The sequence below is a fragment of the Janthinobacterium sp. PSPC1-1 genome, assembly GCF_049897625.1.
Lineage (GTDB): Bacteria > Pseudomonadota > Gammaproteobacteria > Burkholderiales > Burkholderiaceae_D > Janthinobacterium > Janthinobacterium tructae.
In genome coordinates this window covers 981,899-999,045 of sequence record NZ_JAFCWP010000001.1, presented here as the reverse complement: position 1 = coordinate 999,045, position 17,147 = coordinate 981,899, and the positions used below count along the sequence as shown (strand labels likewise).

At 63.5% G+C, this 17,147-nt stretch carries 18 protein-coding genes; 6 read left to right on the top strand and 12 right to left on the bottom strand.

What is annotated here, in order from left to right; genetic code table 11:
• Positions 1-195 precede the first annotated feature (195 nt).
• The 3 genes from ACP7EG_RS04510 to ACP7EG_RS04500 all read left to right on the top strand — a co-directional run bounded on the left by ACP7EG_RS04510 (position 196) and on the right by ACP7EG_RS04500 (position 2,008).
• Complete coding sequence (locus ACP7EG_RS04510; RefSeq protein ID WP_426086595.1) at positions 196-1,215, top strand: serine hydrolase domain-containing protein; 1,020 nt, start codon at positions 196-198, stop codon at positions 1,213-1,215.
• 115 nt (positions 1,216-1,330) lie between these two features.
• Positions 1,331-1,702: a hypothetical protein gene (locus tag ACP7EG_RS04505; protein WP_426086594.1), complete on the top strand. Its 372-nt coding sequence runs from the start codon at positions 1,331-1,333 to the stop codon at positions 1,700-1,702.
• Positions 1,703-1,744: 42 nt separating this feature from the next.
• Positions 1,745-2,008 carry a hypothetical protein gene (locus tag ACP7EG_RS04500; RefSeq protein WP_426086593.1) on the top strand — a complete coding sequence of 88 codons (264 nt, stop codon included), beginning with the start codon at positions 1,745-1,747 and terminating at the stop codon, positions 2,006-2,008.
• A gap of 66 nt (positions 2,009-2,074) precedes the next feature.
• On the opposite strand, the gene ACP7EG_RS04495 is transcribed toward ACP7EG_RS04500, so the two are convergent.
• From ACP7EG_RS04495 to ACP7EG_RS04470, 6 genes are all read right to left on the bottom strand, one after another.
• Positions 2,075-2,632 carry a fasciclin domain-containing protein gene (locus ACP7EG_RS04495; protein ID WP_426086592.1) on the bottom strand — a complete coding sequence of 186 codons (558 nt, stop codon included), beginning with the start codon at positions 2,630-2,632 and terminating at the stop codon, positions 2,075-2,077.
• Positions 2,633-2,846: 214 nt separating this feature from the next.
• Positions 2,847-4,289 carry an efflux transporter outer membrane subunit gene (locus ACP7EG_RS04490; RefSeq protein WP_426087133.1) on the bottom strand — a complete coding sequence of 481 codons (1,443 nt, stop codon included), beginning with the start codon at positions 4,287-4,289 and terminating at the stop codon, positions 2,847-2,849.
• A gap of 44 nt (positions 4,290-4,333) precedes the next feature.
• Entirely contained in the window at positions 4,334-7,534 is a 3,201-nt protein-coding gene (locus tag ACP7EG_RS04485) for an efflux RND transporter permease subunit (RefSeq protein ID WP_426086591.1), read from the bottom strand.
• 2 nt (positions 7,535-7,536) lie between these two features.
• On the bottom strand, positions 7,537-8,781 hold the full coding sequence (locus ACP7EG_RS04480) for an efflux RND transporter periplasmic adaptor subunit (protein WP_426086590.1): 1,245 nt from the start codon (positions 8,779-8,781) through the stop codon (positions 7,537-7,539).
• Positions 8,782-9,062: 281 nt separating this feature from the next.
• Positions 9,063-9,923 carry an alpha/beta hydrolase gene (locus tag ACP7EG_RS04475; protein ID WP_426086589.1) on the bottom strand — a complete coding sequence of 287 codons (861 nt, stop codon included), beginning with the start codon at positions 9,921-9,923 and terminating at the stop codon, positions 9,063-9,065.
• The gene (locus tag ACP7EG_RS04470) at positions 9,920-10,090 is read right to left on the bottom strand and encodes a hypothetical protein (RefSeq protein ID WP_426086587.1); all 171 of its coding nucleotides are present in this window, start codon (positions 10,088-10,090) and stop codon (positions 9,920-9,922) included. Before ACP7EG_RS04470 ends, ACP7EG_RS04475 begins: the two co-directional genes overlap by 4 nt.
• Positions 10,091-10,278: 188 nt before the next feature.
• Between ACP7EG_RS04470 and ACP7EG_RS04465 the strand changes: the two genes are divergently transcribed.
• From ACP7EG_RS04465 to ACP7EG_RS04455, 3 genes are read left to right on the top strand one after another with little or no spacing between them, the layout of a single operon-like run.
• Positions 10,279-11,238 (top strand): LysR substrate-binding domain-containing protein, encoded by a 960-nt coding sequence (locus ACP7EG_RS04465; RefSeq protein ID WP_426086586.1) that lies wholly within the window; start codon positions 10,279-10,281, stop codon positions 11,236-11,238.
• A complete protein-coding gene (locus ACP7EG_RS04460) occupies positions 11,235-12,206 on the top strand; it encodes a D-2-hydroxyacid dehydrogenase (RefSeq protein ID WP_426086585.1) in 972 nt (323 codons plus the stop codon). The genes ACP7EG_RS04465 and ACP7EG_RS04460 overlap by 4 nt, the downstream gene beginning before the upstream one ends.
• A complete protein-coding gene (locus ACP7EG_RS04455; RefSeq protein ID WP_426086584.1) occupies positions 12,203-12,658 on the top strand; it encodes a hypothetical protein in 456 nt (151 codons plus the stop codon). Before ACP7EG_RS04460 ends, ACP7EG_RS04455 begins: the two co-directional genes overlap by 4 nt.
• A gap of 3 nt (positions 12,659-12,661) precedes the next feature.
• Here ACP7EG_RS04455 and ACP7EG_RS04450 read toward each other — a convergent pair whose 3' ends face one another.
• The 6 genes from ACP7EG_RS04450 to ACP7EG_RS04425 all read right to left on the bottom strand — a co-directional run bounded on the left by ACP7EG_RS04450 (position 12,662) and on the right by ACP7EG_RS04425 (position 17,136).
• Complete coding sequence (locus ACP7EG_RS04450) at positions 12,662-13,174, bottom strand: DUF1993 family protein (RefSeq protein WP_426086583.1); 513 nt, start codon at positions 13,172-13,174, stop codon at positions 12,662-12,664.
• Complete coding sequence (locus tag ACP7EG_RS04445) at positions 13,171-13,650, bottom strand: hypothetical protein (RefSeq protein WP_426086582.1); 480 nt, start codon at positions 13,648-13,650, stop codon at positions 13,171-13,173. The genes ACP7EG_RS04450 and ACP7EG_RS04445 overlap by 4 nt, the downstream gene beginning before the upstream one ends.
• Positions 13,651-13,744: 94 nt before the next feature.
• On the bottom strand, positions 13,745-14,620 hold the full coding sequence (locus tag ACP7EG_RS04440; RefSeq protein ID WP_426086580.1) for an extracellular catalytic domain type 1 short-chain-length polyhydroxyalkanoate depolymerase: 876 nt from the start codon (positions 14,618-14,620) through the stop codon (positions 13,745-13,747).
• 73 nt (positions 14,621-14,693) lie between these two features.
• Positions 14,694-15,917: a sensor histidine kinase gene (locus ACP7EG_RS04435; protein WP_426086579.1), complete on the bottom strand. Its 1,224-nt coding sequence runs from the start codon at positions 15,915-15,917 to the stop codon at positions 14,694-14,696.
• On the bottom strand, positions 15,914-16,615 hold the full coding sequence (locus tag ACP7EG_RS04430; protein ID WP_426086578.1) for a response regulator transcription factor: 702 nt from the start codon (positions 16,613-16,615) through the stop codon (positions 15,914-15,916). Before ACP7EG_RS04430 ends, ACP7EG_RS04435 begins: the two co-directional genes overlap by 4 nt.
• Positions 16,612-17,136 (bottom strand): GNAT family N-acetyltransferase, encoded by a 525-nt coding sequence (locus ACP7EG_RS04425; RefSeq protein WP_426086577.1) that lies wholly within the window; start codon positions 17,134-17,136, stop codon positions 16,612-16,614. Before ACP7EG_RS04425 ends, ACP7EG_RS04430 begins: the two co-directional genes overlap by 4 nt.
• Positions 17,137-17,147 lie beyond the last annotated feature (11 nt).

Genomic DNA, 17,147 nt, shown 5'->3' with positions numbered 1-17,147 from the left:
GAGCGCGTCCGCCGGGTCTGCGCTAACGTGGCCACTTCGCCTGCACTATCAGGGACAGCTTCGGCTGTCCTTTTTGCATGTTGCCTCTTGCACTGCGCCTTCATGCAAACTTCATCGAACAGGCCAGCTTGCGCGCGACAAAGCGACGCAGATGAGGGACACTGGCACTCCGACTATTGCCACGAAGCCCAGCCCATGCGCCACCTGCCCTTGCTATTGATTGCCGCCCTGTGCCTGCCCTGCGCCGTCAATGCGCAAGACACCCCCACAACCCTGGAACAAGTCCTGCAAGCCCAGGACCACGACAGCCATGGCGACTTGCGCGCCGTCGTCGTGCTGCGCGAGGGCGCCATCGTGGCCGAACGCTATTACAACGGCGAGACGGCCGACACCCTGCACGACATCCGTTCGGCCGGCAAGAGCATCACCGCGCTGCTGATGGGCGCGGCCGTGGCACGCGGCCAGCTGGCGACAACAAAAACCGTGGGCGACTACTGGCCCGAAGTGGCTGGCAGCCCGGCGGGCAGAGTCGCCCTCGACGACTTGCTGACCATGCGTTCGGGCCTGGCCGCCTTTGATGAAGACGAACAGTCGCCGGGCAATGAAGACAAGCTCGATGCGGCGTCCGACCCCGCCGCCTTCGTGCGCGACGTGCCGGCCGCAACAAAGCCGGGCAGCATCTACCGCTACAACTCGCTGGGTTCCTACATCGCCGGGAGAGTGGTGGAAAACGCCAGCGGCGCCGACCTGGAAGACTATGCCGCCAGGGTATTGTTCACTCCACTGGGCATCACGCGCTGGAGCTGGGGCCGCGACGTGGCCAAGCACCCGAAAGGCCAGGGCAATCTGTCGCTGCGCGCCCGCGATGCGGCGAAGATTGGCCAGATGGTGCTCGACGACGGCGTGGTCGATGGCCGGCCGGTGATCGATGCGGCATGGATCAAGGCCGCGCTGGCGCCGCGCGTGGCCATCGGCGCCGTGGACCGCTACGCCGACAGCTATGGCTATTTCTGGTACGCGAAGACGCAGGATATCGCCGGACAAAAGATCGCCGTGCATTTCGCCTCGGGCAACGGCGGCAACAAGATCTATGTGATCCCCGCGCGCCGCATGGTCGTCAGCATCGCATCGAGCGCATATGGCAAGGGTTATGGACAGCGCCGTTCGGAAGACATCCTGAAAGCCATCCTGAAGGCGGATGCAACGCAGATGTAAGCGTTTGTAATGACCGTCAACGCAAGCGTCCGGGGGCGCGTTTTATGCTCAGTGACACGGGAATCATCCCGCCACCAACAGACATACCAGACAAACCACCACCGAGGACTGCACCATGAAAAAAGTAATTGCTACCCTGATCGCCGGCCTGTTCGCAACCGCAGCCTTCGCTCAAACGCCCGCAGCTCCGGCAGCGCATGCTACCGCAGCAGCCTCGGTTCCCGCCAAAGTGGAAGCGGCCCATACCAAGGCCGTCGTGAAAGCGGACGCCAAGGAAGCGCAAACGGTCGTCAAAGCGGATGCGAAAGAAGCGAAAGCAGTCGTCGCCGCCAAAACGGACGTCGCCAGCGCCAAAGCGGAAGCTGCCACCACGAAAGCCAAGGCGCACCACACTGCGAAAAAAACCAAAGCCAAGGCTGACGAAAAGCTGGCATCGGCCACCGCCGCTGCCGCTGCCGCAGCTCCAGCTCCAGCTCCAGCCAAGTAATTCCGACACACCTGACTGACCACATATACCAAGGATCTTAAAATGAAAAAAGTTATCGCCACCCTGATCGCCAGCCTGTTCGCCACCGCCGCTTTCGCCCAGACGCCAGCCGTCGCGCCAGTCGCTCCAGTAGCACCGATTCCTGTCGTCGCCCCGGTCGTCAAGGCCGAAGCACCGGCAGCCGCCGTCAAGCCAGCGACGCACAAGAAAGCCAAGCATCACAAGGCGAAGAAAGCAGCACCGGCGACGCCAGCAGCTCCGGCCGCACCAGCAGCTTCCGTACCGGCAGCAGCGCCAGCCAAGTAATCAAGACCGCGCAAGCCAAAAAGACAGGGTTTTCCCTGTCTTTTTTTCGCCCGCTTTTTCGTGTATTTATTTCGGCATCAGCACCGTGTCGATCACATTGATCACGCCATTCGACTGGTACACGTCATAGGTGCTGATGTTGGCGCTGTTGCCGCCCTCGTCCATCACCACAATATTGTGCATGCCGTTCATGGCGAACATCAGCTTGCCCCCGCTGGCCGTGGGCAAAGTGGCTTTACCATCATGCATCTTGATTTCCCTGGCCAGCGCCTTGAAGTCATATTTTCCGGGCACCACGTGGTAGGTGAGGATTTTCGTCAGCGTCGCCTTGTTTTCCGGTTTGACCAGGGTCTCGACGGTGCCGGCCGGCAGTTTGCCGAACGCCGCATTCGTCGGTGCGAACACGGTAAACGGACCCTTGCCTTTCAAGGTATCGACCAGACCTGCGGCCTTGACGGCAGCCACCAGGGTCGTGTGGTCGGCCGAATTGACGGCGTTATCGACGATGTCCTTGGACGGATACATGCTCTGGCCACCGACCATGGTCGTCATATCGGCGGAAAAAGAGGTGCTGGCGGCCAGCATGGAAGTGAGGAACAATGCTGCAGGGATGAAGGTGCGCATGATGATATCTCCTGGATGACTGCGTTTGCGTGATTGCAGGAGTACTTACGCGGTCTGTCCGCAAACGGATTCAACTGATTGTCGGCTTACGCGCTGCGCGCTAAGCCGACCTACGCAAGCTATAAAAAAACGGCGCCGTGCAAGCGCACGACGCCGTTCCCGATATGCATCCCTTGCCGCGGGCCGGATTGATCCAGCCCGCGGTGCCGGGAAACTAGTTGGCCGCGACCTGCGGCTCCGTCTCGCCCCAGCCGCCGCCCAGGGCGCGGATCAGCGCCACCGTGGTGACGGCGCGGTTGCCGCGCAACTGCACGGCATTGCGCTCGATGGCCGCCAGGTTGCGTTGCGCGTCGAGCAGATCGAGGTAGCTGGAACGGCCCGCGTCGTACAGCTTTTGCGCCAGGTCGGCCGAGCGGCGCGCCGAAACGACGGCTTCGTCGATCTGCTGCGTCTGGCCCGACAGGATGCGCAGGCCGGCCAGGTTGTCTTCCACCTCGGCGAAGGCTACCAGCACGCTCTGGCGATACGTTGCCACCGACTCTTCCAGCTGCGCTTCGCTGCGGCTCACGGCCGCCTTGTTGCGGCCACCGTCGATGATGGGCATCGACATCAGGGCGCCCAGCAGCCAGGAGCGGCTGCTCCACTTGAAGATATCCGAGAAGGTATCGGACGCGCCGCCACCGGAGGCGTTCAAGGTCAACGCGGGGAACATGGCCGATTTGGCCACGCCGATGCGTGCATTCGACGCTTCCATGGTGCGCTGCGCCGACGCGATGTCGGGACGGCGTTCCAGCAGGGACGACGGCATGCCGGCCGGGATCACTGGCAGGAAGCCACTGTCTTGCAGCGGGTTGACGCCCGCAGTGAAGCTGGCGGCCGGTTTGCCCAGCAGGACGGCCAGCGCATGCTCGCCGGTGGCGCGCTGGCGCTGCAAGCCGATGGCTTCGGCGCGTACCGTCGACAGCTCCGTGCGGGCACGCGACAGATCGAATTCGCCGATGTCGCCCAGGTCATAGCGGCGCTGGTTCACATGCACGCTTTCTTCACGCAGGCGCACCGTCTGTTCCAGCGTCGCCAGTTCGGCGTCCGTGGCGCGCAGCTGGAAGTAGGTCTGCGCCACGTCGGCCTGCAAGGACAGCAGCACGGAGCGGTAGGTCGCTTCCACGGCCAGCGCATCGCTGCGCGAGGCGCTGACGTTCGATGCCACGCGGCCGAACAAATCGACTTCGTAGCTGGCCGTCAGGCTGGCCTGGTAGACGTTGGTCGCCGCTACCGGCGCGCCGTTCGGCAAGCCGAGCGACACGGCGGAAGCGCGGTTGCGCTGGCCGCCCACGTTCACGCCCACTTGCGGGATGCGGTCCGCTTCGGCGATACCGGCAATCGCCCTCGCCTGCTTGACGCGGGCGGCGGCCACCGCCAGGTTGGCATTCGCCTGCGTGGCTTCGCTGATCAGGCTAGTCAAGGCCGGATCGTTAAACGCCAGCCACCATTCGCCGCGCGCCTGGCGCTCGGCTGGCACGCCCTGCTTCCAACGCGTGCCGTCGGCCGCCGTCTGCACGGCAGGCGCTTGCGCTTCCTTGAACGCCGTCGGCGTCTCAATCTGCGGCTGCTTGAACTCCGGCGCCGCGCAGGCGGCCAGCAGAACTGCGGCGGCCATGGCGCTCAAGACGGGCGCTGCGCGCCGGATGATTGCATTGGTTTTCAATATATATCTCCTTCCAGGTCCAGCGCTGGCGCAGCGCTTGGCTTGGCGGCAGCGGTGGCTGGTTTTTTCTCAAAACGCTGCGCCAGGGTGCGCAGCAGTACGTAGAACACGGGCGTCAGGAACAGGCCGAAGAAGGTCACGCCCAGCATGCCGGCAAACACCGCCACGCCCATCGCATGGCGCATTTCCGAACCAGCGCCGTGCGAGAACACCAGGGGCACCACGCCCATGATGAAGGCGATCGACGTCATCAGAATCGGACGCAGGCGCAGGCGGCACGCTTCCAGCGCCGCTTGCACGACAGTGCGGCCATGCTCTTCCAGTTCGCGGGCAAATTCCACGATCAGGATCGCATTCTTCGACGCCAGCCCCACCAGCACGAACAGCGCGATCTGGGTGAACACGTTGTTGTCGCCGCCGGTCAGTTTCACGCCAAGCAAGGCGCAGAGGATCGACATCGGCACGATCAGAATCACGGCCAGCGGCAGGGTCCAGCTTTCGTACTGGGCGGCCAGCACCAGGAACACCAGCAGCACGCACAGCGGGAAGACATAGATCATCGTATTACCGGACAAGATGTCCTGGTAGGTCAGCTCCGTCCATTCATACGAAATCCCTTGCGGCAGCACTTCCTTGGCGATGCGTTCCAGCGCGGCTTGCGCCTGGCCGCTCGATACGCCAGGGGCGGCGCCGCCGTTGAAATCGGCTGCGGCGTAAGCGTTATAGCGCTGCACGCGGTCCGGACCATAGCTATCCTTGACGCGCATCAGCGACGACAGCGGGATCATTTCGCCTTTGTTACTACGCACCTTCAGCTGCGCGATATCCTGCGCATGTGAACGGAACGCCGCATCGGCCTGCACGCGCACCTGGTAGGTGCGGCCAAACTGGTTGAAGTCATTCACGTACAGCGAACCGAGGTTGATCTGCAAGGTCTGGTAGATGGTCGCCAGCGGCACGCCCATCTGCTTGGCCTTCACGCGGTCGACGTCGGCAAACAGCTGCGGCACGTTGATCTGGTAGCCCGAGAACACGCCCGCCAGTTCCGGCGTCTGGTAGGCCTTGGCGGCCAGCGCCTGGGTGGCGTTGTACAGCGCATCGTAACCGAGGTTGCCGCGGTCTTCGATCATCATCTTGAAGCCGCCGATGGTACCGAGGCCGTTGACCGGCGGTGGCGGGAAGACCATGATGAAGGCGTCCTGAATACCGCCCAGGCGCTTGTTGATCTCGGCCGCGATGGCGCCGCCCGACAATTCCTTGGTGGTACGTTCGTCGAACGGCTTCAGCGTGGCGAAGACAATGCCGGCGTTCGGCGCATTGGTAAAGTCGTTGATCGACAGGCCGGGGAAGGCGATGGTCGATTCGACGCCGGGCACCGATTTGATGACGTCGGACATGCGGCGCACGACATCTTCCGTGCGGTCCAGCGAAGCGGCGTCAGGCAATTGCGCAAAGCCCACCAGGTACTGCTTGTCCTGCGCTGGCACGAAGCCGGCCGGCACGGACTTGAAGGTGAAGATGGCGGCGACGACCAGCAGCGCATACACGCCCAGCGAGGCGCTCTTGCGGCCCAATACACCCTTCACGCCCGCTTCATAACGGTGCGAAGCGCGGCCGAAGAAGCGGTTGAACCAGGCGAAGAAGCGGCCGAAGACCATGTCCATGCCGCGCGTCAGCGCATCCTTCGGCGCATCGTGCGGTTTCAGCAGCGCGGCCGACAGGGCCGGCGCCAGGGTCAGCGAGCTGAAAGCGGAGATCACCGTCGAAATGGCGATGGTCAGCGCGAACTGGCGGTAGAACTCGCCCGACAGGCCGGGCACGAAAGCGATCGGCACGAACACGGCGCACAGCACCAGGGCGATGGCGACGATAGGACCGCTGACCTCTTTCATGGCCTGGATGGTGGCGTCGCGTGGCGAGAGGCCTTCCTCGATGTTGCGCTCGACGTTTTCCACCACTACGATGGCGTCATCGACGACGATACCGATGGCCAGCACGAGGCCGAACAGCGACAAGGTGTTGATCGAGAAGCCAAAGCCCAGCATCACGGCAAAGGTACCGACGATCGACACGGGAACGGCCAAGAGCGGAATGATCGAGGCGCGCCAGGTTTGCAGGAAGATGATCACCACCAGCACCACCAGTGCGATCGCTTCCAGCAGGGTGTGGATCACGGCTTCGATGGACGAACGCACGAACTGCGTGGGGTCGTACTCGATGCGGTATTCCACGCCTTGCGGGAAGTCTTTTTTCAGCTCTTCCATCTTGGAACGCACGTCGGACGACAATTGCAGCGCGTTGGCATTCGGCGCTTCGAAAATACCCATGCCGACGGCCGGATTATTGTTCAGCAGCGAACGCAGCGAGTAGCTGTTGGCGCCCATTTCCACGCGCGCCACGTCTTTCAGGTGCGTGATGGCGCCGTCGGCATTCGTGCGCACGATGATGGCGCCGAATTCCTCGGGCGTCTGCAGGCGGCCCTGGGTATTGACGGTCAGCTGGAAGTCCGAGTTCTTCGCTGGCGAGGCGCCGATCACGCCGGCGGCCACCTGCACGTTCTGCTCGCGGATGGCGTCGACGACGTCGTTCGCCGTCATGCCGCGTGCCGCTACCTTTTGCGGGTCGAGCCAGATGCGCATGGCATAGTCGCCGGCGCCGAAGATCTGGATGTCGCCCATGCCGGGCAGACGGGCCAATTGATCCTTGACGTTCAGCACCGCGTAGTTACGCAGGTACATATCGTCATAGCGCTTGTTCGGCGAAACCAGGTGCACCACCATGGTCAGATTCGGCGACGATTTCACCGTCGTTACGCCGATCTGGCGCACTTCCTCGGGCAGGCGCGGCAAGGCGCGCTGCACGCGGTTCTGCACCTGCGTCTCGGCCTGCTCGACGTTGGTACCGATCTTGAAGGTCACGGTCAGCATCATCGAACCATCGGACGTGTTTTGCGAGGACATGTAGAGCATGTTCTCGACGCCGTTGATCTGCTCTTCGAGCGGCGCGGCCACGGTTTCGGCGATCACTTTCGGGTTGGCGCCCGGATATTGCGCGCGCACCACCACGGATGGCGGCACGACGTCGGGATACTCGGAGATGGGCAGGCCGAATATCGACAGCAGCCCGGCCACGAATATGACTATCGACAGCACCGCCGCGAAAATCGGCTTGTCGATGAAAAAGCGGGAAAAATTCATGTTTATTCCTTGGAAGTCGATGCTGCTTTCGCGGCGATCTTGGCGTCTTTTGCTTCAGGTTTTGCGGGGGCGACGGGCGCGGTCGGATCGAAATCCATGGCCACCATCTGCGGCGTCACCGGGGCGCCAGGACGCACGCGCTGCAAGCCGTTGACGACGATCTTTTCGCCCGCTTTCAAGCCTTCGCGCACCACGCGCAAGCCGTCCGAGTTCGGGCCCAGCTTGACGGCGCGGTACTCAGCCTTGTTGTCAGCGCCCACCACGTAGACATACTTGCGGCTCTGGTCCGTGCCGACGGCGCGGTCGCTGATCAACAGCGCCGTGCTTTGCGCCTGCGGGCCATTGCCGCCGTCGAGCAAGATGCGCGCGAACAAGCCTGGCACCAGCTGGCGCTCGGCGTTGGCGAAGGTGGCGCGCATGCGCACGCTGCCCGTGGCCGGGTCGAGCTGGTTGTCGACGAATTCCAGCTTGCCTTCGTGCGGGAAGCCCGTTTCATTGGCCAGGCCCACCTTGACGGTGACGGGCGTGCCCTTTTGCGCCGTGCCGGCCACGCGCAGATACGTATCTTCATCGCCGTCGAAGCTGGCGTAGATGCGGTCCGTCGACACCACCGAGGTCAAAATGGCGGAAGCGTCGATCAGGTTGCCGACGGTGATTTCGGCCTTGCTGACACGGCCGCTGATCGGCGCCTGCACCTGCGTGTACGAAAGGTTCAGCTTGGCCGCTTCATAGGCGGCTTGCGCCGAGCGGGCGTTCGCGTCCAGCTCTTTCAGGCCCGAGGCCTTTTCATCGAATTCACGCTGGGCGATGGCTTTTTCGGCCAGCAGCTTTTCAGCACGCGACAATTCCAGCTTGGCCAGTTCGGCCTTGGCGCGGGCGGAAGCTGCCGTGCCTTCGGCGCGCGACACTTCGGCCTGGAATGGACGCGGATCGATGACGAACAGCACCTCGCCCTTTTTCACTTCGCTGCCCGGCTTGAAATTGACGGCGGTAATGAAGCCGCCGACTCGCGAGCGGATTTCCACGCGCTCGATCGCTTCCAGGCGGCCCGAGAATTCCTGCGTTTCCGTGATCTGTTTTTCAACGACGGCAGCGGCCGAGACGGGAGGGCCGCCAGCTGCTGGCGCGTCGGGCACCTTGCTATTGGCCGAATCGCAGCCGGCCAGGCTCACGGCCACCAGTCCTGCCAGCGCGAGCGAGGCAGCCAGGGGCTTCAGCAGAGTGGAAAATTGTTGAACGTTTTTCATTTTATTTCCCTGTTTTATGAAAATTTCTAATGGTATGGGCGGCAGGAAGCAACCCAGCTAAAAGTGGAAACTGCAGCGTATGGTGGTGCCATGGCGCCCGACGGCGCTCGATCAAAGGTAAACAGGCCGCCAGCGGGTTAAAAGCGGACGGGGACGACGAAGCTGGCTGTGCGAGCGCACAACGCAGACAAGATGGGAACTACACTGCGTAGTGTAGCAACCGAAACTCAAAAAGTAAACTAGTTAGTGTAAGTTTTTTTGCGGTGCCGCAGATGGCGGCTTTAAGACTCGGGCTCCTGCCCCAGTCCAGCGACAAAGCTGGCGATTTCACTCAATACCTGCACCTTGCAAGCGCACTCATTGCGTGCGCCGGCATCCTGCAGCGGCGCGGCGGCCATGCGCCGCACGGTGGTCTTGATGCCGCAGGCGATCAGTTTGCTGCCGTATTGTTCAGCTTCGTCGCGTAATGGATCGTCTTCGCTGGACAAGATCAAGGCTGGCGGCAGGTTCTTCAGGCGGCTCGACTGCAATGGCGACGCGTACGGATGGGTACGGTCAGCGGCATTCGGCAGGTAGCCACGGTAGGCGGCGGCGCATTGATCGGCCACTTCCGCCAGGTCGGGACAACTGGGCAAACTGCGCATCGAGCAGGTCGACAGGCCGGGGTCGAGCATGGGCATGATCAGCACCTGGCCCGCGAGGGGCGGTCCGCCCCGGTCGCGCGACATCATGGCGCACACGGCGGCCAGGTTGGCGCCCGCCTCGATGCCCGACACCACCATCTGCTTGCCCGTCCAGCCCAGCTTGGACTTGTTCTTTTTGGCCCACAGCAGCACGGCATGCGCGTCTTCCACGGCGGCGGGGAATGGCCGCACCTTCGCCAAGGTGTAGTTGGCGGCCAGCACCACGTGGTCGGGGTTGCTCAGCACGAGGCAGCGCAGGAAGTCGTCCGCGTCGTCCAGGTCGCCGTCGACAAAGCCACCGCCATGGAAGAAGACGATCAGGCTCGATTGCCTGGCGCCCGGCACGCCGGCAGTGTAGACGCGCGCGGCGAGCGCATCCTGCGCGCCCTGCACCTCGATGTCGCGTATCTTCAGCGCCTGGCCAGGTGCCAGTTCGGCCGCGGTGTCGGCAAAGCTCATTGCGCCACCACCGGCGGCACGGCAGCATCGAGCACCGTGTCGTTCAGGCACAACAGGGCGACGCCGCCCATCTCATGGGTCAGGGCGCTATAACCGCTGGCTTCGCTTTGCGCCGCCAACGAGTAGGCATCCGTCGATACCATCGCGGCCAGAGCGAGCGAGCTCATAGCGAGAGCAAGCACTGCAAAGATTCCATTCCGATGACCCATGATATTTCTCCTGTTGTACTTCCTGCGGCATCACTTATGCTGCAGTACAACAACTATAGACTTGATCTACAATCTGATAAAGAGTGCAATGACGAATTGATTGTTCAGGATTACGAACAATCCCGCATAACATGCTAAGGAATCAAGTGAATAAGCTGCAAGCCATGGAAGTTTTCATCCAAGTCGTCGATGCGGGCGGCTTTACGCGGGCGGCGGAAAACATGCAGTTGCCGAAAGCCACCGTGTCGACCCTGATCCAGTCGCTGGAAGCGAGCTTGTCGGTTAAATTGCTCAACCGCACCACGCGCCACGTCAGCATCACCTCCGACGGCGCCGCGTATTACGAACGCTGCGTGCGCATCCTGTCGGACGTGCGCGAAGCCGAGGAATCGCTGTCGCGCACGCGCTTGAGCCCCAGCGGGCGGCTGCGCGTGGATGCGCCCACGGCCCTGGCCAGCGAACTGATCATCCCCGCCCTGCCCGATTTCTTCGCCCGCTACCCCGACATCTCGCTGGAACTCGGTTGCAGCGACCGGCCCGTCGACCTGATCGAGGAAGGCGTCGACTGCGCCGTGCGCGGCGGAGAATTGGGCGATTTGAACCTGATCGCGCGCAGGGTCGGCGTATTGCATTTCATCACCTGCGCCGCGCCCGGCTATTTGGCGCGGTACGGCACGCCGCTGCACCCGAACGACCTGGCGCAGCACCGGGGCGTGAATTTTTTCTCCGCCAAGACGGGCAAAACGTTTGACTGGGATTTCACGCGCGCCGGCGAACGCATCCAGATGTCCATGCCCAGTCATATCGCCCTGAACGACTCGAACGCCTACGCGGCGGCCGGCCTGGCCGGCCTGGGTATCGTGCAAATGACGCATTTCATGCTTGCGCCGCTGATAGAACAGGGCAAAATGGTGGAATTGCTCGATGAATGGGAATCCGACCCGCTGCCCATCCACGTGATCTATCCGCCCAACCGCCATCTGTCCGCCAAGGTGCGCGTGTTTGTCGAATGGGTCGCCGACATGTTTACCAACCACCCGGCCACGCAACTGAAGGGCAAGAGCAATCTTCCCACGCGTGCCGCCCAGACCGAGGCCCAGCCATGACTGCAGCAAGCACATCGTCCCACCGCATCGTCTTCCTCGACCGCGACAGCCTGATCGCCACTGTGCGTCCGCCCGCCTTCGCGCACAGCTGGGAAGAGTATGCGCACACCAAGGGCAGCGAACAGACGGTGTCCCGTCTGCAAGGCGCCAGCATCGCCATCACGAACAAGGTGCCGCTGCGCGCAGCCGAGCTGGCCCAGTTGCCGGATTTAAAAATGATCGCCGTGGCCGCCACCGGCACGGATATCCTCGACCTGGCCGCCTGCCGGGAGAGGGGCATCGTGGTGGCGAATATCCGCGACTACGCGCGCGCCACCGTACCCGAGCATACCTTGGCCCTGATGCTGGCCCTGCGCCGCCAGCTGGTCGCCTATCGCGCGGATGTGGAAGCGGGACTGTGGCAGGCTTCGGAGCGCTTCTGCCTGTTCGGCCACCCGATCCGCGACCTGGCCGGCAGCCGCCTGGGTTTGCTCGGCTACGGCGCGCTGGGCAAGTCCGTGGCCCAGCTGGGGCGCGCCTTCGGCATGCAAGTGCAGGTGCACAATCGCTCGCCCATAGCCGACGACGGCGTGACGCAAGTGACGTTCGACGAGCTGCTGGCCACTTCCGACGTGCTGAGCCTGCACCTGCCCCTGACGGACAAGACGCGCAACATCATCGGTGCGCAAGAACTGGCGCGCATGCAGCCCACGTCCCTCTTGATCAACACGGCGCGGGGCGGCCTGGTCGACGAAGCGGCGCTGGCCACAGCGTTGACAAATGGCGTGATCGCCGGCGCCGGTTTCGACGTGTTATCGAAGGAGCCGCCGCCGCCCGACAACCCGCTGTTGAACTTGCGCTTGCCCAACTTCATCCTCACGCCGCACACGGCCTGGGCCAGTGGCGAGGCCATGCAGAAGCTGGCCGACATATTGATCGGCAACGTGGAAGCGTTTGAACGCGGGGCGCCCGTGAACGTGGTGGCATGAGCGTACTGCAGGAACTCGATGAACTGCTGTGCAGCGACGACGGTGAATACGACCGCCTCGACCTGTTTCTCGATGCGGACGAGCTGATCGGGCAACTGCAGTCCGCCGACGTGCCCGCGCTGCTGGGCCTGTGGCGCGTTCGCGGCCTATCCTGGCAACAACGCTACACGCAAGCGAGCAGCAACATCGACGGCGCTGTGCTGCGCGCCTTGCTGGCGGGTTTGCTGCAAATCAAGGACACCACCCACGGCGTGTTCGAACTGATGTCGCGCCTGCCGCCCGTGGCCGACACTTCTCCCCTCAGCGAGGCGCTGCTGGACTTTGCCGAGCAAGCCTGGCATGCGAAGCCGGAGCGGCAGCGGCAAATCCAGATCAGTTGCTGGAGCTGCGGGCTGTCGGGCCGGCTGTTGAAGCGGCTGGGGTTGCCCTCATGGAAAGACGCGGGCTTGTAGCAATTACGGCGCGGCTGGCGTCGCGAACGAAAAACCCGGTGCATAAGCGTGATAACCATCGAAATCGCCCTTGCCGATGGCCGCGCCGGCGCTACGCGCTATCGCATACGCCATGCCGAAGTGAAAGTAGAAATTCGGCAGGATGTATAAATTCAAATATTCATCGGCCGGCAGCACGATGTCGGCGAAGCCGGCGCGGTCGTGGCAGAGGCGCCCGGGCGGCCCGTCAAAGCGTTCCACGGGAATGGCCTTGAGATAGCGCACGGTCTGCGCGATCTGTTCCTGCAGGCTTGCCGCAGCGCTGAAATCGGCCACGTCCAAATCCGCCAGCGGGCAGCAGCCGCGCAGCGAAAAGCTCACGGCCGCGCGCACCTGCTGGGCGAAGGGCAGCATGTCCGGGTGCAGACGCGCCGCCAGCATCTGCGGTGCCGTGCCCGTCTTGTCGAGCATGGCGGACAACTGCGCCAGCGAACGGCAAAAGATGGCGGCGGGGTTGATCTGCGTCAGCTCCGTCATGACTGGCCCTCCTGTGCAGTAGCATCCTGGAGCGCAACCTTCTTCAACACGCGGATCAGCCGGCGTTCATGGCGGCCCACGGCATCCCAGTGCCAGGCGTCGGTCGGGCCGAATGCCGGGTAATGGGCTTGCCATTTTTCCGCGCGCTGCTGCGAATTGGCGCCCACGTTCGAGTCCGGGCCCTTGCCGCTGGACAAGCGCAGATACACGCGGATGACGCCCCAGCCTTCGCACACATAACGATACGTGAGGCCGCCGCACTGGGCCGGGTCGAGCGCGATGCGGCGCGGGGCAAACTGCCCGCCCATGTCCGGGTAATGCACGGCCAGCAGCACCTCGCTGGCCCCTTCGGCCTCCAGCCTGGCCGCATACGCGCACAGCTCGGCAGGCGAGTGAAAGTGCAGCGTTTCCTGTTCCGCCTCCGAGTACGCCTGCGCCACGGCCGCGCCGGGCTTGGCGAAGATTGCCTCGGCCATGGCCGCGATACCTGCCTCTGACATTCCCACCGTGCTCCCCCTCCCCTGATTTGCCGCATAGCACTGCAGCGATGGCCGCCATCCTAGCATGGCGTCAACGGCGATGGCGGCTGAAAAATTCCCACATCACCTCATTCGCATCGATGGCGCGTGTGGTCTTGCCGATGGGCAGGCCGATATTGAAGGCGTCGGTGCCAGGCCACGTGTGGCCGCCGTCCTTGACGGTGATCAAGGCCACCTGCTGCGCGCCATTGCCCTGCTCCACATGCGTCACTTGCGTATCGTCACCTGGCACGGTGGCTAGCAAGCGCGCCGGTGGCGCGGCGCCTTCGAGGCGGTTTTGCTTGCGCCAGTAGGCAAACGTGTCCTCGGCGGATAGATAGCCGCCATCCTTGCCCCCATACAAAACCACCTTGTCGGCCGTGCCCTGCATCAACAGCATGCCCACCGGCGAAGGCACGGCGTGGTGGGCAATGACGGGCACGGGCATCGGCGCGCCCACGGAAGCGACGGCCGCGAATTGCTGCGGCAGCTCGGCCGCCAGGCGCAGGGCAAAGAAGCCGCCGCGCGACAATCCCGTGGCATACACGCGCTTGTCATCGATGCGGTAATCCTGCTTGAGCTTGCTCAGCATCGCTTGCGTAAAACCGACATCATCGGTGCCCGCCAGGTAATCCATGCCAAAGCCCACGTTCCAGTCCTGCTTGATGCCTTGCGGATACACAACGATGAACCGGTGCCGCTCGGCCGCCTTGTTCATCTGCGTGTACAACATGTGTTCCGCCATGCTCATGCCGCCGCCATGGAAATTGAAGACGACGGGAAACGCTTGCTGCGGCTGGCTTTGATAAGCGGCAGGCGTATAGACGATGTAGCGGCGTTTTTCGTCTTTGTGAACGAGGCTGGTCACTTGCGCCAGCGCAGGAATGCAGGTGCAGGCCAGCACCAACAGGCTGATAAACAATTTCATGCGACTTTCTCCGTTGATCAAGAGCTTGCAGCTTAGGCAAGCGCCGGTGAAATCGCGGTGAAATCCGGTGACTTTATTGCGCCCGGGCTGGAACGATGGTGACACGGTACTCCCTCTCGCCGGGGTGGAAAACAATCTCCCAGCGCATGGCTTGTGCCAGGCGCAGCAGCAGGTTCTGTCCATGCGCGAAGCCCTGGACGCGCCGTGGCTGGCCCGCCGGCACGGTATTGCCGATGCTCAGGCAACCTTGCGCAAACGCAATACTGACGCGGCAAGCTGGGCCGCCATGGAACAGCGCATTGGCCAGGCAATTATTGATGAGCAACAGCATCAGTTGTCCGTTGCCGAGCACCTCCAGCCGCTCGGGCAAGTCCAGCGCCAGCAGGCTGGCATCCCAGCGATGGTCGTCCAGCAGGCGCAGCAGGCATTGCTCTATGCAGCCGCGCAACTCCACCAGCTCGCCGGGCAGCTGCTCGGCCCGTGCCAGCGCGAACAACACCTCGATGGTGGCGCGCATATCGTCCGTGGATTGCTGCAGCTGCGCCTGCGCCTGCCCGCCCAAAGGCTGCGCACCGGTCAGCGCAAGCGTGTTGTGCATCAGGGTCAGCGGCGTGCGCAGTTCGTGGCTGACGTCGCGCGCGAAGGCCTGTTCGCGCTGCAAGACCGCCTGCAGTTCGACAAAGGTAGTTTCCAGGCGGCGCGCCAGGAAACCGATCTCATCGGGGCGATCGCGCGCGCTGAAATGCACGGCGCTGCCGGGCGCCAGCTGGCGCGCTTCCTGGGCCAGTCTCTGCAAGGGCCGCACGAGACGCCGCGCCAGCCAGTAGGCCAGCAGCAGGGCCAGGGCGATCAGCGCCAGCGCCATGCCAGCAACGACACCGCCCACTTCCTGCGCCAGGCGCGACACTACCAGCACGGGTGCCACGTCAGCCAGCAGATACACGCGCTGCGGCTGGCCAGCGGCAACGAGGTCCAGCGCCAGCACGTGATAATGCTGGCCCGTCGTCGTGAACACCTCCCCGCGCGGGGCGGACGGCGGCACTTGCGCACGTACCGCCTGAGGCAATGCAAGGTAGCCGCCATAAACCGTGATGAGGTCGCTGCCAGACGGCGTCAGCTCACCTTGCTGGCGCCAGCGCTGGCTGACGGCCGCCGCTTCGCGCTCGAGCAGGCGCTGCACCAGCATGTCTTCCGTCACATAGGCGATCACCAGCGCCAGGCCCGTGTAGCACAGGCACAGCAGGACGGTGAAGCCGGCCAGGGCCGCGAACAGCTGGCGGCGGATCGACTTGCTCACGGAGACGCCGCAGATTCAAAGGCAAGGCGGTAGCCCAGCTGCGGGATGGTCACCAGCATGCCCGCCGCGCCAACCAGCTCCAGCTGCTTGCGCAGCGCGTAGATGTGCGATTTGAGCGCGTCGCTATCGGGCGGCTGGCTGCCCCACAGCTGCTGCAGCAAGGCCGAGCGCGACACGGCGTGCGGATGTTCGCGGCACAGCAGCAGCAAGATTTTAAAGCCCGTCTGCGTCAGCGGCAGCGCCGCATCGCCAACCAGGGCGCGTCCTGCGCGCGTCTGCAAGGTGAAGGGCCCCACGCGCATTTCCTGGTGCACGTGCAACTGCTGCCGGCGCGCCAGTGCTTCGCAGCGCAAGGCCACCTCGCGCAAGTCGAAGGGCTTGGTCAAATAGTCGTCGGCGCCATCGCGAAAACCGCGCGCCTTGTCTTCATAGGCGTCGCGCGCCGTCAGCATCAAAATCGGCACATTGCTGGGCGCGCCCGCCTTGATGGCGCGGCACACTTGCAAGCCATCGATGTCGGGCAGGTTCAGGTCCAGCAGCACCACGTCATAATTGTTGCGCGTGGCCAATTGCACCGCCAGCGCACCCGTGCCCGCATGGTCCGTCTGCCAGCCCAAGCCGTCGAGAAAATCGAGCACCTGGCGCGCGATGGCCAGGTGGTCTTCCACCAGCAGGATGCTCAGGGGAAGCTTGCTCATGGCACGACGGCAATGCGCGCAAGCAGCCAGAAGTTACCGGATCTTCCACGAATTTGCCGGTAGCAGCGCAAATAACCTTCCCGCTCGAAAGCGCAGCGTTCGAGCACGCGGATCGAACGTGCATTGCTCTCCAGCACGGTCGCCTGGATGCGCAGCAAGCCCAGACGCTGGAAACCCCAGTCCACGACAGCGTTCACGATGGCCGTGGCCACGCCCTGGCCCCAGACGGCGGGCGACAGGTCGTAGGCGATTTCCGCCGTGCGGTGCTGCGGGGAAATGGCATTCAAGCCGATGGTGCCCACCAGTTGGCCACCGTCGCGCAGCACCACGGCCAGACGCATGGGCGAGGACGGCTGGGCCGATGCGTAGTCATCGAAATTGGACTGCAGGTCGTCGATGCTGCGCAAGTCCCAGCTCGTGTGCTCCACGACAACAGGATCGGCCAGGTACGCGTACCAGGCGGGCGCGTCGCTACGCTCCAGGTGGCGCAAGGTCACCAGGGGATGATAGATGAGCGGCAATCGCGGCTTCC